The organism is Kitasatospora sp. NPDC015120 (assembly GCF_043080305.1).
Lineage (GTDB): Bacteria > Actinomycetota > Actinomycetes > Streptomycetales > Streptomycetaceae > Kitasatospora.
This window is the reverse complement of sequence record NZ_JBIBVJ010000012.1, coordinates 119,380-134,383: the sequence shown is the minus strand read 5'-3', so window position 1 is coordinate 134,383 and position 15,004 is coordinate 119,380. Positions and strand designations below refer to the sequence as shown.

Annotated in this window: 13 protein-coding genes; 10 read left to right on the top strand and 3 right to left on the bottom strand. The window is 73.4% G+C overall.

Annotation, left to right across the window (positions count from 1 at the left end):
* Positions 1 to 3: 3 nt before the first annotated feature.
* Positions 4 to 2,484, bottom strand: a complete 2,481-nt coding sequence (locus ACF1AK_RS25030) for a transglycosylase domain-containing protein (RefSeq protein ID WP_391501056.1) — start codon at positions 2,482 to 2,484, stop codon at positions 4 to 6.
* A 331-nt stretch (positions 2,485 to 2,815) separates the two neighbouring features.
* Between ACF1AK_RS25030 and ACF1AK_RS25025 the strand changes: the two genes are divergently transcribed.
* From ACF1AK_RS25025 to ACF1AK_RS24985, 9 genes are all read left to right on the top strand, one after another.
* Entirely contained in the window at positions 2,816 to 3,616 is an 801-nt protein-coding gene (locus tag ACF1AK_RS25025; RefSeq protein ID WP_391501157.1) for an ABC transporter permease, read from the top strand.
* Complete coding sequence (locus tag ACF1AK_RS25020; protein WP_391501055.1) at positions 3,609 to 4,502, top strand: ABC transporter permease; 894 nt, start codon at positions 3,609 to 3,611, stop codon at positions 4,500 to 4,502. Before ACF1AK_RS25025 ends, ACF1AK_RS25020 begins: the two co-directional genes overlap by 8 nt.
* Before the next feature lie 31 nt (positions 4,503 to 4,533).
* Positions 4,534 to 5,493, top strand: a complete 960-nt coding sequence (locus ACF1AK_RS25015; RefSeq protein ID WP_391501054.1) for an ATP-binding cassette domain-containing protein — start codon at positions 4,534 to 4,536, stop codon at positions 5,491 to 5,493.
* A 365-nt stretch (positions 5,494 to 5,858) separates the two neighbouring features.
* Positions 5,859 to 7,118, top strand: a complete 1,260-nt coding sequence (locus ACF1AK_RS25010) for a DUF445 domain-containing protein (RefSeq protein WP_391501156.1) — start codon at positions 5,859 to 5,861, stop codon at positions 7,116 to 7,118.
* Positions 7,119 to 7,207: 89 nt separating this feature from the next.
* Positions 7,208 to 8,275, top strand: a complete 1,068-nt coding sequence (locus ACF1AK_RS25005) for an adenosine deaminase (RefSeq protein WP_391501155.1) — start codon at positions 7,208 to 7,210, stop codon at positions 8,273 to 8,275.
* Between the two features lie 168 nt (positions 8,276 to 8,443).
* Positions 8,444 to 9,010, top strand: coding sequence for a hypothetical protein (locus ACF1AK_RS25000; protein WP_391501053.1), 567 nt, complete (start codon positions 8,444 to 8,446; stop codon positions 9,008 to 9,010).
* 110 nt (positions 9,011 to 9,120) lie between these two features.
* Positions 9,121 to 9,957: a DUF4097 domain-containing protein gene (locus ACF1AK_RS24995; RefSeq protein WP_391501052.1), complete on the top strand. Its 837-nt coding sequence runs from the start codon at positions 9,121 to 9,123 to the stop codon at positions 9,955 to 9,957.
* Positions 9,958 to 9,996: 39 nt separating this feature from the next.
* The gene (locus ACF1AK_RS24990) at positions 9,997 to 10,956 is read left to right on the top strand and encodes an ATP-binding cassette domain-containing protein (protein WP_391501051.1); all 960 of its coding nucleotides are present in this window, start codon (positions 9,997 to 9,999) and stop codon (positions 10,954 to 10,956) included.
* Positions 10,953 to 11,729 (top strand): ABC transporter permease, encoded by a 777-nt coding sequence (locus ACF1AK_RS24985; RefSeq protein ID WP_391501050.1) that lies wholly within the window; start codon positions 10,953 to 10,955, stop codon positions 11,727 to 11,729. The genes ACF1AK_RS24990 and ACF1AK_RS24985 overlap by 4 nt, the downstream gene beginning before the upstream one ends.
* 34 nt (positions 11,730 to 11,763) lie before the next feature.
* On the opposite strand, the gene ACF1AK_RS24980 is transcribed toward ACF1AK_RS24985, so the two are convergent.
* Positions 11,764 to 12,492, bottom strand: a complete 729-nt coding sequence (locus ACF1AK_RS24980; RefSeq protein WP_391501049.1) for a TetR/AcrR family transcriptional regulator — start codon at positions 12,490 to 12,492, stop codon at positions 11,764 to 11,766.
* 164 nt (positions 12,493 to 12,656) lie between these two features.
* Here ACF1AK_RS24980 and ACF1AK_RS24975 point away from each other — a divergent pair, with 164 nt between their 5' ends.
* Complete coding sequence (locus ACF1AK_RS24975; protein ID WP_391501048.1) at positions 12,657 to 14,183, top strand: MFS transporter; 1,527 nt, start codon at positions 12,657 to 12,659, stop codon at positions 14,181 to 14,183.
* Positions 14,184 to 14,294: 111 nt separating this feature from the next.
* Here the strand turns inward: ACF1AK_RS24975 and ACF1AK_RS24970 are convergent, their stop codons facing one another.
* Complete coding sequence (locus tag ACF1AK_RS24970) at positions 14,295 to 14,969, bottom strand: peptidase inhibitor family I36 protein (RefSeq protein ID WP_391501047.1); 675 nt, start codon at positions 14,967 to 14,969, stop codon at positions 14,295 to 14,297.
* Positions 14,970 to 15,004: the final 35 nt, after the last annotated feature.

Here is a 15,004-nt window from a genome sequence, read left to right as displayed (position 1 = left end):
CGGTCACGCCGGGGGAGGGGTGGCGGGTTGGGCGGTGGCGGGGGGCCTGGGGGTGGCGGGCGGCGGGAGGGTGGCGGGCGGGGTCGGGTCCGGGGCCTTGCCGGGGGCGGTGGTCGGCTGGGCCGCGGTGGGCCGGTCGGTGGTGGGCCGGGTGCTGGGGGCGGGCTGTGGGGGCGCGGGGTCCTGCGGGGCGGGTTCCGCGGGGGTGGACGGTCCGGGGGCGGTGGTGGTCCGGTCGGGGGCCGGCTCGGTGGTGGGTGCGGTGGGTGCGGTGGCGGTGGTGGTGGGCCGCCGGGGCGCGGCCGGGGCGGCGGGGACGGCCGGGGCCGCCGGTGCGGCCGGGGCCTGGACGGTGCCGTCGCGGCCGCCCGTCCGGTCCGGGGACGGTGCGGGGGCGGTGGGGGTGGTGGTCGCCGTGGCCGTGGTGGCCGGGGTCCCGGTGGGCCGGTCGGCGGTGGGCCGGGTGTTGCCCCGGCTGGGTTCGAGGTCGAAGGTCTGGACGGCGGTGTCCTCCAGGGCCTCGGCCATGTAGGCGGTCCAGATCCGGGTGGGGAAGGCGCCGCCGTTGATCCGGGCGTAGCCGGCGGTGCCGGCCAGCGGTTCCTTGGCGTGGGTCTTCGGGTTCTCCCGGAAGAGGCCGACGGTGGTGGCGAGTTCGGGGGTGTAGCCGGCGAACCAGGCGGAGAGGTCGGAGTCGGTGGTGCCGGTCTTGCCGGCGGCGGGGCGGCCGAGGTCGAGGGCGGCGGCGCCGGTGCCGTGGGCGCTGATGACCTCGCGCAGGACGTCGGTGACGGCGTCGGCGGTGCCCCGGTCGAGGGCGGCGGCGGCCTCGTGCCCGGGCAGCTGCGGTGCGTCGACCGGGCCGGTGCCGGGGTTCATCCGTTCCAGCGCGGCGACCGACCAGGGGCGGTGGGCCCCGCCGTGGTTGGCGAGTGCGGCGTAGACGCCGGCCAGGTCGAGGGCGCTGGGGGTGGCGGTGCCGAGGGTCATCGAGGTGTTGGCCGGGTCCATGCCGGGGACGTCGGCGGGGATGCCGAGCCGGAGGGCGGTCTCCCGGACGTGGTCGAGCCCGGCGTCCACGCCGACCTGGGCGTACACCGAGTTGACGGACTTGACCATGGCCTGGCGCAGGGTGATGGGGCCGTAGTCGAGGTCGTCCTCGTTGGGCGGCGCGTAGGGGGTGGGGCCGTCGGTGACGGGGCGTTCGCTGGTGCCGTCGTAGCGGGTCTCGGTGGTGATCGGCAGGCCGTCGCCGTTGCTGTGGTTGGAGGTGAGGCCGGCGGCGAGGTCGACGGGTTTGAAGGTGGAGCCGATCTGGTTGTCCTGGCGCAGCGCGTCGTTGTAGGGCTGCTTGGCGTAGTCGGGTCCGCCGTAGACGGCGACGACGCGGCCGGTGGAGGGTTCGACGGAGGCGCCGGCGACCCGGACGTCGGTGTCGGTGCCGGGGCGGGCGGCGGGGTCGAGTTCGTCGGTGAGCTCGTCGTGGACGGCGCGGGCGAAGGCGTCCTGCTTCTGCTGGTCGAAGGTGGTGGTGATGCGCCAGCCGCCGGCCTTGAGGGTGGCGCTGTCCAGGATGCCGCTGCCGACCAGGTAGTCGTCGGCGACGCCGACCAGGTAGCCGGCCTGGCCGGCGAGGCCGGTGGCGGGCTGCGGGTCGATCGGGTCGGGGAAGTCGAGTGCGGCGCGTTCGCCGGCGCCGAGGAAGCCGAGCTGGACCATGCCGTCGAGGGTGTAGTGCCAGCGGGCGACGGCCCGTTCGCGGTTGGCGGGGGTGGCGGTCTTCACGTCGTAGACGCTGGGGGCCTGGAGCAGGGCGGCGAGGTAGGCGCTCTGCGGGAGGGTCAGTTCGGAGACGTCGACGCCGTAGTAGGCGCGGGCGGCGCTCTGGATGCCGTAGGCGCCGCGGCCGAAGTAGCTGGTGTTGAGGTAGCCGGCGAGGATCTCGTCCTTGCCGCGCTGCTGGTCGACCTTGAGGGCGATGAGCAGTTCGCGGCCCTTGCGCTCGATGGTCCGGCTCTGGGTGAGGTAGTAGTTCTTGACGTACTGCTGGGTGATGGTGGAGCCGCCCTGCATGCCCTGGCCGGTGAGGGTGTTCCAGCCGGCCCGGACCATGCCGGTCAGGTCGATGCCGCGGTTCTGGTAGAAGGTGCGGTCCTCGGCGGAGACGACGGCCTGCCGGGTGCTGACCGGGATCCGGTCGATGGTGACGTCGGTGCGGTTGACGGCCCCGGTGCGGGCGATCTCGGTGACGCCGTCGGCGTAGAGGTAGACGTTGCTCTGGGCGACGGCCTGGGCGTTGGGGTCGGGCAGCGGTACGACGGCGTAGAGCACGGCGAAGGCGCCGGCGGCGAGCAGGGCCGTCATGAGGACGGTGCCGAGGGTGACCCGCCAGGTGGGCAGCAGCCGTCGCCGGAGCGGGAGGGCGCGGCGTGCCTCGCGTCGGGCGGCCCGTCCGGCCCGGCGGCGGCTGGTGCTCAGGGTCATGCGGAGATTATGTGCTATTTGACTGGTGGTCAGGCGCCCGGGCGGCTCCGGTCGGGTGATGGAAAAACCGGGTGCGGGCGTGGTCTCGCCGCAGTACGGTGAAAGGTGCAAACCAGATAGCGCAGCCACTTCGGGTTCTTCGGCCCGTTCGAGCTCCGCCCGCTGTGTCCCGGGACCCCCGGGGCGTGCCGGTCGGGGCCGGTTCGGCGTGCGCTGTCGCGGACAGGGGTCTTCCTGTGCCGCCATTTGTCGATAAGGAGACAATATGCAGAAGCTTGAGCCGTCGCAGGCCGAGCTCCGGCCTCCCGATCCCGGCGGCGTGCGCGCCGCCCTGGGCCTGTACGCCGCGGTCCTGCGCGGTGCGTTCCGCCGCTTCTCCACCTACCGGGCCGCCACGCTGGCCGGCGCCCTGACCAACACCGTCTTCGGCTTCATCCTCGCCTACACCTTCCTGGCCCTCTGGAAGGTCCGCCCCGGTCTCGGCGGCTACGACGAGGCCGCGGCCGTCACCTACATCTGGGTCAGCCAGGCCCTGCTGATGACGGTGGCCGTGCTGGGCGGGGGCTTCGAGGACGACGTCCAGGAGCGCTTCCGCACCGGCGACATCGCCGTCGACCTCTACCGGCCGGTGGACTTCCAGGGGTGGTGGCTGGCCACCGATCTCGGCCGGGCCGCCTTCCACCTGCTCGGCCGGGGCGTGCCGCCGGTGCTGGTCGGCGCCCTGGTCTTCCGCACCCGGATGCCGGAACACCCGCTGACCTGGGTGGTCTTCCTGCTGTCGGTGCTGCTCGCGGTGGTGGTCAGCTTCGGCGTGCGCTTCCTCGTCGCGCTCACCGGCTTCTGGCTGCACGACTCGGAGGGGGTGCGGACCCTGGCGGTGATGGTGTCGATCTTCTTCTCCGGGATGCTGCTGCCGCTGGCGCTCTTCCCCGGCTGGCTGGGTTCCCTCGCCCCGGTGCTGCCCTGGGCGGCACTGGTGAAGGTGCCGACCGACGTCTTCCTGGAGCGGGTCACCGGCACCGGCCTGCTCGGCGCCCTGGGCTTCCAGCTGGCCTGGGCGCTGGTGCTGCTCGCGGCCGGGCGGCTGGTCCAGCTGCTCGCGACCCGCAAGGTGGTGGTCCAGGGTGGCTGACCCGACCCTGACGGCCCGTGAGCCCGGCGGGCCGGGCGGACTGGGCGGACTGGGCGGGGCCCGGGACCCGCTGGCCGCCCGGACGGCGTGGGCGCTGCGCTCCTGGTGGCTCACCGCCGCCATGTGGACCAGGGCGCTGATGACCTACCGGGCGTCGTTCGTGATGATGACCGTCGCCAACGTCCTCATCACCTTCCTCGACTTCGTCGTGATCATCCTGATGTTCCAGCACACCGACCGCCTCGGCGACTGGAACCTGCCCGAACTCGGCTTCCTCTACGGCACCTCCGCGTTCGCCCTCGGCACGGCCAACCTGTTCGTCGGCACCGTCGACGCCCTCGGCCAGCGCATCCGCACCGGCACCCTGGACACCATGCTGGTGCGGCCCGCACCCGCCCTCGCCCAGATCTGCGCCGAACGGTTCTCCTTGCGCCGGCTCGGCCGGCCCGTGCAGGCGGCGGCCGTGCTGGGCTGGTCGCTGTGGGTGCTGGACGTCCGCTGGACCTGGGACCGGGTGCTGCTGGTGCCCGTGCTGCTGTTCTGCGGCGCCCTCATCTTCGCGGCGGTCTTCATCGGCTTCGCCAGCCTGCAGTTCTGGTGGGGCGAGTCCGGGGAACTGCACCACTCCTTCACCTTCGGCGGCGCGACCGTGCTGCAGTACCCGCCGACGGTGTTCGCCAAGGAACTGGTCGCCGGCACCGTCTTCGGCGTGCCGCTGGCCTTCGTCAACTGGCTGCCCGCCCTGCACATCCTCGACAAGCCCGATCCGCTGGGCCTGCCCGCCGCCTTCCGGTTCGCCTCGCCGCTGGCCGCCGTCCTCGCCCTGGCCGTGGCCGGCCTCGTCTGGCGGACCGGACTGCGCGCCTACCGCGGCGCCGGCAGCTGACCCCGCATCCCGCCCGTCCGGAGGAAGACCCATGGCACTGATCGAACTCGACGACGTCCGCCGCACCTTCACCGTCCGCGCCAAGGCCGGCCGGCTGAGGCGCGAGAAACGCGAGGTGCGCGCCGTCGACGGACTGACCTTCACCGTCGGGGCCGGCGAGTGCGTCGGCTACATCGGCCCCAACGGCGCCGGCAAGTCCACCACCATCAAGATGCTCACCGGCATCCTGGTGCCCACCGCCGGACGGCTGCGCGTCGCCGGTGTCGACCCGGCCCGGGAGCGGGTCGCGCTGGCCCGGCGGATCGGCGTCGTCTTCGGGCAGCGCACCACCCTCTGGTGGGACCTCCCGCTGCGCGACTCCTACGAACTCGCCCGCCGGCTCTACCGGATCCCCGAGCGCCGGTACCGCGCCAACCTGCAACGCTGCGTCGAACTGCTCGACCTCGGCGCGCTGCTCGACACGCCGGTGCGTCAGCTCTCGCTCGGCCAGCGGATGCGCGGCGACCTCGCCGCCGCCCTGCTGCACGACCCGGCCGTGCTGTACCTGGACGAGCCGACCATCGGCCTGGACGTGATCAGCAAGGGCAAGGTGCGCGACTTCCTGCGCGAGGTCAACCGCGACCGCGGCACCACCGTGCTGCTGACCACGCACGACCTCACCGACATCGAGCAGCTCTGCGGCCGGGTCATGGTGATCGACCACGGCCGGGTGGTCTACGACGGCGGTCTGGAGGGCCTGCACGCGGTCGGCGACAGCGAGCGGACGCTGGTCGTCGACCTGGCCGAGGCCCGCCCGCCGATCGAGGTGCCCGGCGCCCGGGTGGTCCGGGTCGAGGGCCCGCGCCAGTGGCTGGCCTTCCCGGCCCAGCAGAGCGCCGCCCCGGTGGTCGCGGCCGTCGCGGCCCGCTACCGGCTGGTCGACCTCTCGGTGCGCGAGCCGGCGATCGAGGACGTGATCGCCCGGATGTACGCGGAGGTCGCCATCGGCTGAGTGCCCGGCCGGGGCGGCGGGTGTCCGGAGCCGCCCGTGCGTGCGGGTGGCGGACGTGGCCCCGTGCCGTGTCGCCGTGTCGCCTGGTCGACCGGGCGACACGGCACGGGGCACCCGCGCGGACCGGTACCTGCGCGGACCGGCGCCCCGGGCCGGTCCGGGCGGTCCACCGGGCCGGCTCCGGCTGATCCCCCGGCAGATCGGCGCCCGCTGCGCCCCGGCCCTCCGGTGGCCGGGCCCCCCCCCGCCGGGGGGGGCCCGGCCACCGGAGGGCGCGCGACATCCGGGCGCGCCGTCCGTTCGCGCCGGGTACCGGGCAGACTGGCGGGGTGAGCGACGAAGCCTTCAGCGGGACCGGCCCCGGGATGCGGTTCACCGCGGCCGATGAGGAGAAGAGACGCGGCGTCCGCCGGATGAAGACCATCGCGACCGGCCTGCTGGCCCTCGCGACCCTGGTCTTCGCCCTGGCCACCTGGGCGAAGGCGGCCGGAGCCGGCGCCTGGGCGGGCTATCTGGCCGCCGCCGCCGAGGCCGGCATGGTCGGTGCGCTGGCCGACTGGTTCGCGGTGACGGCGCTGTTCCGGCGGCCCTTCGGCCTGCCCATCCCCCACACCGCGATCATCCCCACCAAGAAGGACGCCTTCGGCCGCTCGCTCGGCGACTTCGTCGGCGAGAACTTCCTCTCCGGCCAGGTGGTGCGCGGCCGGCTCGCCGCGCTCGGCATCGCCCGGCGGCTCGGCGAGTGGCTGGCCGCGCCCGGCAGCGCGGAGCGGGTCACCAAGGAGGCCTCGGCGGCGTTGCGCGGGGTGCTCGCGGTGCTGCGCGACGACGACGTGCAGGCGGTGGTCGCCGAGGCGGTCACCCGGCGGGCCGCCGCCACCTCGGTCGCCGAACCGGCCGGCCGGATGCTCGGCAAGGTGGTCGCGGACGGCGGCCACCACGGGGTGGTCGACCTGATCACCGTCCGGGCGCACGACTGGCTCACCGAGAACCACGCCGAGGTGGTCCAGCGGGTCACCCAGAAGACCCCCGGCTGGACCCCGAAGTTCATCGACCACCAGGTCGGCGAGCGGGTCCACAAGGAGCTGATGCGCTTCGTCACCGACATACGGGACGACCGGCAGCACCCGGCGCGCGGTGCGATCGACAAGTTCCTCGCCGACTTCGCCACCGAACTGCAGACCGACCCGGAGACCATCGCCCGGGTCGAACGGGCCAAGGGCGAACTGCTCGCCCGGCCCGAGGTGCAGGACCTCATCGCCTCCACCTGGGCCGCCGTCCGCTCGCTGGTGCTGAACGCGGCCGAGGACGAGGAGAGCGAGCTGCGCCGGCGCATCCGCGAGGGCGTGCGCAGCTTCGGCGCGCGCCTGGCCACCGACGCCAAGCTCCAGGCCAAGGCGGACGGCTGGCTCCAGGACGCCGCCCAGTACCTGGTGGACACCTACCGGGCCGAGATCACCTCGCTGATCTCCGAGACGGTGGCGGGCTGGGACGCCGAGGACGCCTCGCGCAAGATCGAGGCCAACGTCGGCCGGGACCTCCAGTTCATCCGGATCAACGGCACGGTGGTCGGCGCGCTGGCCGGGCTGCTGATCCACACCGTGGCGGTCGCGCTCGGCGGCTGAGCCCGGTCTGTTTATCCTTGCGAACACTGCCGAAACGCGCGGAGAAACCAGAGAAGGGCACCACCGTGGTCCAGCCGGACGGAAGTCGGATCGGAACCCCCAGCGCGAGCGCCGCCGCGGCCCCCGCGGACCGCTCGATCGAGGCGTTCATCGCCGCGATGCCGAAGGCGGAGCTGCACGTCCACCACGTCGGGTCGGCCTCGCCGCGCGTGGTCGCCGAACTGGCCGCCCGCCACGAGGGCCGGGCCAGGGTGCCCGCCGACCCGCAGGCGCTCGCCGAGTACTTCACCTTCACCGACTTCGCGCACTTCATCGAGGTCTACCTGAGCGTCGTGGACCTCGTCCGCGACGCCGAGGACGTCCGCGCGCTGACCTACGGCGTCGCCGAGGACATGGCCCGGCAGAACATCCGCTACGCCGAGCTGACCGTCACCCCCTACTCCTCGGTCAGCCGGGGCATCCCCGACGTCGCCTTCATGGAGGCCATCGAGGACGCCCGGCTGCGCGCCGAGAAGGACCTCGGGGTGGTCCTCCGCTGGTGCTTCGACATCCCCGGCGAGGCCGGTCTGGCCGCCGCCGAGGAGACCGCGCGGCTCGCCGTGGACCTGGCCCCGGAGGGGCTGGTCAGCTTCGGTCTCGGCGGACCGGAGATCGGCGTCCCGCGCCCGCAGTTCAAGCCCTACTTCGACCGGGCGCGGGCGGCGGGCCTGCGCAGCGTCCCGCACGCGGGCGAGACCACCGGGCCGGAGACGGTCTGGGACGCGCTGCGGGTGCTCGGCGCCGAGCGCATCGGCCACGGCACCCAGGCGGTCCACGACCGGGCGCTGCTCGACCACCTGGGCGAGCACCGGATCCCGCTGGAGGTCTGCCCGACCTCCAACATCGCGACCCGCGCGGTGGAGCGGATCGAGGACCACCCGATCGCGCGGATGGCCGACGCCGGGCTGCTGGTGACCGTCAACAGCGACGACCCGCCGATGTTCGGCACCGACCTCAACACCGAGTACGCGGTGGCGGCCCGGCTGCTGGGCCTGGACGAGGCCGGGGTGGCGGCGCTGGCGAAGAACGCGGTGGAGGCCTCCTTCCTCGACGCCCCGGGCAAGGCCCGGCTGGCGGGCGAGATCGACGCCCACCTGGCGCGGTGGCGCCAGGTCTGACCTGCGGTTCCCGCTCCACCGGGGCCTCGTCGGCGGATGCCGGCGGGGCCCCGGCGGCTGTCCGGGCGCCCCCGGACAGCCGGTGGTGCCCCTCACTCGTTCGAGTGGTGCCATCGCATGGCGCCAAAAAGGCTCGACATGGCGCCATAGGTGTGCCATTCTCTAGTCATGGATCTCACGCCGTACGTCGACAACCTCCGGCACGAGCTCGCGGTGGCCGCGGGCGCGGGCGGGGACGAGGCTCGCGCCCTGGCCGAGCGCCTGACCCTGCCCTTGGAATCGGCCGCCCGGCTCACCCTGCTGAACGCGCTCTCCGACGCCATGGGGGAGGTGACGCGGGAGCTGGCGCCGGGCTCGGTGGACGTCCGGCTGCGCGGGCTCGACCCCGAGTTCGTGGTCTCGGTGCCGGTGGGCGCCGATTCCTTCCACGACGCGGAGCCCGCCGGAGCCGGGCTGGCGCCGCCGGTGCCACCGATGGTGCCAGGCATGGCGTCGGCCGGCTCCTCCGGCGGCCCGGGCGAGGCGGCCGACGACGGCAACACCGCCCGGATCAACTTCCGGCTTCCCGCGCACCTCAAGGCCCGGGTCGAGGAGGCCGCCGGGCAGGAGGGCCTCTCGGTGAACGCCTGGCTGGTCCGGGCCGTGGCCGCCGCGCTGGACCCGGGCGCACCCGCGCGGCCCGAGCCACGGACCAGGCGCGTCGCCGGCCAGGGGTTCACCGGCTGGGTCCGCTAGTCCGTCCGCCCACCGCGCCATCCATCCGCCATCCACTCGCCATCCGCTCACTCTCACCTTCTTCCACCTGCGAAGCAGCCGCAGGACAGAGCCACGAGGACGGGACAGCCATGCCTTCTTTCGACACCCTCGACCCGATCGGCGTCATCCTGGAGTTCGACATCGGCTCGGTGCGGATCACCGCGGCCAAGCGCACCGACACGGTCGTCGAGGTGCGCCCGGCCGACCCGGCGTCCGAGATGGACGTCCGGATCGCCGAGCAGACCAAAGTCACCTGCGCCAACGGCGCGCTGGTCCTCAAGGCCCCGAAGAAGCGGTCGATCTTCGGCCGGGCGGGGTCGATCGACGTCACGATCGAGGTGCCGGCCGGCTCCGACGTCCGCGGCGACGTCCCGATGGGCGACTTCCTGCTGGAGGGCGTCTTCGGCGACTGCCGGCTGAAGACCTCGGTCGGCCGCATCCAGGTCGACGAGGCGGCCACCGTCCACCTGCGGAGCGACCACGGGGAGGTCCGGCTGGGGCGGGCCGACGGGGACGCCGAGGTGCTGTCCTCCGGGCGGATCGAGATCGACAGCGTCGCCGGCTCCCTGACGGTCAAGAACCTCAACGGCGAGACGGTCGTCGGCACGGTCGGCGGCGAACTGCGGGCCAACTCCTCCAACGGCGCCATCACCGTCGGCACCGCGCTGGCCGGCGTCGACGCCAAGTCCGCCCACGGCACCATCCGGATCGGCGAGGTGGTCCGCGGCCGCACCGTGCTGCAGACCTCCATCGGTGACCTTGAGATCGGCATCCGGGAGGGCACCGCCGCCTGGCTCGACGTGCACACCAAGGTCGGCGGCGTCCGCAACGCACTGGAGGCCTCGGACGTGCCGGGCGAGGCCGTCGAGACGCTTGAGGTGCGGGCCCGTACCCAGCTCGGCGACATCGTGATCCGGCGGGCCTGACCGGCCCGGCCGGCCATCGGACAGGGGGGAGTGACCAGCATGACCACCATCACCGGCACGCTCGGGCCGGCTGCAGCGATCTCCGCCGTGGGGCTGAGCAAGGCCTACGGCGGGCGGACGGTCCTCGACGGCATCGACCTGAGGATCCCGGAAGGCACCGTGTTCGCCCTGCTCGGGCCCAACGGCGCGGGCAAGACCACCGTCGTGGAGATCCTCTCCACGCTCGTCCCGGCCGACGCGGGGGTGGTCCGGGTGGCCGGCCACGACGTGGTCCGGGAGGCCGGCCGGGTCCGGTCGGTGATCGGACTCACCGGCCAGTTCGCGGCCGTGGACCATTTGCTGACGGCCGAGGAGAACCTCCTGCTGATGGCCGATCTGCAGCACCTCGGCCGGCGGGAGGGGCGCCGGCGGGCCGCGGACCTGCTGCGGCGCTTCGACCTCGCCGAGTTCGCCGGGAAGCCCGCCGTCACCCTCTCCGGCGGGATGCGGCGCAAGCTGGACCTCGCCATGACCCTGGTCGGCGGCCCCCGGGTGATCTTCCTCGACGAGCCGACCACGGGGCTGGACCCGCGCAGCCGGCGGACGATGTGGGAGCTGATCGAGGGGCTGGTCCAGGACCAGGGCGTCACCGTCCTCCTGACCACCCAGTACCTGGAGGAGGCCGACCGCCTGGCCGGCCGGATCGCCCTGCTCGACGGCGGCCGGATCGTCGCCGAGGGCACGGCCGCGGAGCTCAAACGGCGGATCCCCGGCGGTCACCTCCGGCTGCACTTCTGCGGCCCCGCCGAACTCGCGGCCGCCGCCGCCCTGTTCGACTACGCCGCCGCGGACACCGAGGCGCTGACCCTCTCGATCCCCGGCGACAACTCGATCGTCACGGTGAAGGCCGTCCTCGACGCCCTCGACAACGCGGCCGTCCGGGCCGAGTCGCTCACCGTCCACACCCCCGACCTCGACGACGTCTTCCTGACCCTGACCGCGCGGGGGGACGTCCGGTGAGCGCCCTGTCCCGCGCCGTGGGCGAATCGCTGACGATGCTGCGGCGCAACCTCAAGCACGCGCAGCGCTATCCGGCCATGACCTTCTCGGTGGTGCTGATGCCGGTGATGATCCTGCTGCTCTTCAACTACGCCTACGGCGACGCCCTGGGCACGGGCATCGGGGGCGGCGACTACATCGACTACGTGACGCCCGGCATCGTGCTGATGGCGGCGACCGCCGGCTCGCTGGTGACGGCGGTCGGGGTCTGCGTCGACATGACCGAGGGCATCGTCAACCGCTTCCGGACGCTGCCGGTCTCGCGCTCGGCCTTCCTGGCCGGGCACGTGCTGGGCAGCGTCGTGCAGACCATGCTGGGGCTGCTGATCGTCGTCCTGGCCGCCTGCGCGATGGGCTTCCGCCCCGACGCCGGTCCCTGGGAGTGGCTGGCGGCGGCCGGGCTGCTGCTCTTCGTGACGCTCGCCCTGACCTGGGTGTCGGCCGGCATCGGCCTGGTCGCCAGGACGCCGGAGAGCGCGGGCAACCTGCCGATGCCGCTGCAGTTCCTGCCCTTCGTGGGCAGCGCCATCGTGCCGCCGGAGTCGATGCCCACCGCCCTGCGCCGGTTCGCGGAGTACCAGCCGTTCACACCGCTCATCGAGACCCTGCGGGGGCTGCTGACGGGCACGGCCATCGGGTCGAGCGCGGTCGTCTCGCTGGCCTGGTGCACCGGGCTCACCGTCGTCGGGTTCCTCTGGGCCCGCTCCGCCTTCCGCCGCCCGGTCAGGCGCTGAGCGCGGGCGGGCGCGCGGCCCGGCGGGGCGGACCCTAGCGCGGCAGGCGCAGGGCCAGGCCGTCGAGGATGACGTTCAGGCCGTAGGAGAACTTCTCGTAGCGCAGGACGGCCGGGTCCGTGACGGCGTTGGCCGCGGCCTCGGCGAACGCCCCGGCCAGGAACTCGTGCCCGGCCACCGCCTCCTGGGCGGAGGGCATGAGGCGGGCGATGAACTCGGCCTCGCTCTGACCGCTGCGCTGGACGGTGGTGAGGAAGGCGGCCTCGGTGGTGCTCATCCCGAGCACGAAGGAGAGCACGGTGTCGATCGCCCGGGACGGCTCCGGGAAGCCGGCGGACGAGAAGAGCGCGGCCATCCGCTCGGAGACGGTGATCAGGTTGGGGCCCAGGTAGACCAGCCCGGCCTGGCCGATGACCGACCCCAGCCAGCGGTGGCGCAGCGTGGTGGCCCGGAAGGACTCGCAGGTCGCGATGACGTCGGCCCGCCAGTCGGACGCGCCGGGGTCCGGGACGGGGATCTCGCCGAAGACCTCGTCCACCGCGAGTTCGATCAGCTCGTCCTTGGTGGCGACGTGCCGGTAGAGGGAGGTCGCGCCGGCGTTGAGGCGGGCGCCGAGCTTGCGCATCGAGAGCGCCTCGGCCCCGTCGGCGTCGAGCATCGCGATCGCCTCGCGGACGATCGCCTCCCGGCTGAGCGCGGGCTGTTCGGCCTCGCGCTGGCGGCGGGCCCACACGGACGGGATCGGATTCGTGATGTCGGCCATCGGCCGGTCCTCCCTCAAGGGAATCGGCGCAAGGACATCCCTGCGTACAGCGTTCGCAGGAAGCGTACAGGAAACAGGATTGCGCACACCGTTCCGCGATGCGTACAGTGTGCGCGTTGACGGAACATCGTGCGCACCGTCGCACTCTCGGAGGGGAAGAACGCATGGAAGGCCGTAATCCGCGGCGCTGGTGGATCCTGGTCGTGCTGTGTCTCAGCACGCTCGTCCTGGTGGTCGACGGCATGGCGCTGACCGTGGCGGTGCCCTCGATGACCGAGGACCTCAACGCCACCGCGCAGGACACCCAGTGGATCCTCGACTCCTACATCCTGGTCTTCGCCGGCCTGCTGCTGACCTCGGGAAGCCTGGGCGACCGCTTCGGCCGGCGGAAGGTCATGATCCTCGGCCTGCTGCTCTTCGGGGCGGCCTCGCTGGCCGCGACGGTCTGCACCAACCCCGGTGAGGTCATCGCGAGCCGGGTGGCGATGGGCGTCGGCGGCGCGCTGATCATGCCCTCGACCCTGTCGATCCTGATCACCGTCTTCGAGGAGGACGAGCGCGGCAAGGCCATGGCGGCCTGGGGGTCGGTCTCGATGCTCGGCCTGGTCGGCAGCCCGGTGCTCGGCGGTGTGCTGATCGACCACTTCTCCTGGCACTCGATCTTCTTCATCAACGTGCCGGTGGTGGTGCTGGCGATCACCGCCGCGCTGGTCCTGATGCCCGAGTCCCGGGGGCCGTGGCAGAAGCCGGACCCGCTGGGCGCCGTCCTGTCGGCGGTCGGCATGACCGCACTGATCTGGTGGATCATCGAGATCCCCAAGCACGGCGCGTTCGGCGGCAACGCGCTGGTCTCCCTGGGGGTGGCGGTGGCGGCCCTCGGCGGCTTCGCGGTCTGGGAGAACGTGGTGGCGGAGCCGATGGTCCCGCTGGCGCTCTTCAGGCGGCGCAACTTCAGCGGCGGCTCGCTCTCGCTGACCCTGGTGCAGATCGGCAACGGCGGTCTGCTGCTCGTCCTCACCCAGTACCTGCAGTTCGTGCTGGACTACTCGCCGGTCAAGGCGGGCCTGGCCTTCGTGCCGATGGCGGTCGCCGCGCTGATCGGCAACGGCGCCGGCGCCGGCCTCACCGCCAGGATCGGCTTCCGCCCGCTGGTCCTGGTCGGCATGGGCCTGATGGCCGGCTCCTTCGCCCTGCTGAGCACCGTCGACGCGGACACCGGCTTCACCGTCCCGGCCGTGGCGCTGGCCCTGCTCGGCCTGGGCGCCGGCCTCGCGATGCCGGCCGCCGTCGGCGCGCTGATGGGCGAGATCCCGCCGGAGAAGGCGGGCGTCGGCTCGGCCCTGAACGACACCATCCAGCAGGCCGGCACCGCACTGGGCATCGCGATCCTCGGCTCGCTGCTGGCCAGCGGCTACGCCGACAGGATGCCGGTGGGCTCCTCCGAGCAGGCCCGGCAGTCGATCCTCGGCGCGCTCGTCGAGGCCGGCGCCAAGGGCGACCCGGGCCTGGCCCACGAGGCCCGGGAGGCGTTCACCTCGGCGATGTCCACCACCCTCACGGTCAGCGCGGCGGGCGTCCTGGCGGCGGCCCTGCTGGCGGCGGTGGTGCTGCGGAACAAGAAGCCGGCCGCGCCGGGAGCCCCCGAGGCCCCGCAGGCCCCGCAGGAGGACGTCGCCGAACTGGCGGTGTGACCCGCGGCCACCCGGACGGCGGAACACGACGAAGGCCGGCACCCCGCGGAGGGGGCCGGCCTTCGGGCGTCGCGGAGGGGGCCGGCCTTCGGGCGTCGCGGAGGGCGCGGGCTACAGGTTGATGTAGTCCACCTTGTCGTTCCAGTTGCCGCCGTACGGGTAGCCGAGGCCGGTGAAGTCGTAGCAGTAGCCGTTCGACAGGTTGAGCGAGGGGTCCGGCTGCAGGGTCCGGTCGTCGTAGATCTGCATGTCGCCGACGGAGCGGTACACGCACGCGGAGCTGGCCATGTCGCGGAACGACCAGTCGGAGAGGTACTTGGTGCCCGGCTGCGACCAGCGCAGCAGGGTGCCGGAGAAGGTGGAGTGCTCCCAGAGGCAGGCCCAGCCGTAGCCGCAGTCGGAGGTCGCCTGCGGTGTCAGCACGACGCCGGAGGCCGCCGCCGGTGCGGCCTTGGCGGTCCTGGCGGCCCCGGCGAGCGCCGGGTCGATGACGGCGAGCGCCGCGTCGGCCTCGGCGACGCTGTCGTGGCAATAGACGGCACCGCCCGTCACCTCGGTGCACACCCGCGCGCCGTTCCAGCCCTTGCCCAGGTCGATCTTCTCGCCCTTGTAGGTGGCGATCACCGGCTCGGACGGCGTCGCCTTCGCCGAACCGGCGGACTGCCGGGCGTCGGCGGGCGGGGCCGTCGGCGCGGACGGCACGGGCGTCGCCGTGGCCGCCGGGGCCGCCAGCGCGAGCGCGCCGGCGGCCGCGGTGACGACGGCGAGCATGCGGAAGGAACGCACGGTCAACTTCTCCCCTGATGAGTCGTGGCAGGACT

Coding starts and splice junctions, on each gene's coding strand:
- ACF1AK_RS25030 (WP_391501056.1), bottom strand. CDS start 2,484: ATGACCCTGAGCACCAGCCGCCGCCGGGCCGGACGGGCCGCCCGACGC.
- ACF1AK_RS25015 (WP_391501054.1), top strand. CDS start 4,534: ATGGCACTGATCGAACTCGACGACGTCCGCCGCACCTTCACCGTCCGC.
- ACF1AK_RS25010 (WP_391501156.1), top strand. CDS start 5,859: ATGCGGTTCACCGCGGCCGATGAGGAGAAGAGACGCGGCGTCCGCCGG.
- ACF1AK_RS25000 (WP_391501053.1), top strand. CDS start 8,444: ATGGATCTCACGCCGTACGTCGACAACCTCCGGCACGAGCTCGCGGTG.
- ACF1AK_RS24995 (WP_391501052.1), top strand. CDS start 9,121: ATGCCTTCTTTCGACACCCTCGACCCGATCGGCGTCATCCTGGAGTTC.
- ACF1AK_RS24990 (WP_391501051.1), top strand. CDS start 9,997: ATGACCACCATCACCGGCACGCTCGGGCCGGCTGCAGCGATCTCCGCC.
- ACF1AK_RS24980 (WP_391501049.1), bottom strand. CDS start 12,492: ATGGCCGACATCACGAATCCGATCCCGTCCGTGTGGGCCCGCCGCCAG.
- ACF1AK_RS24975 (WP_391501048.1), top strand. CDS start 12,657: ATGGAAGGCCGTAATCCGCGGCGCTGGTGGATCCTGGTCGTGCTGTGT.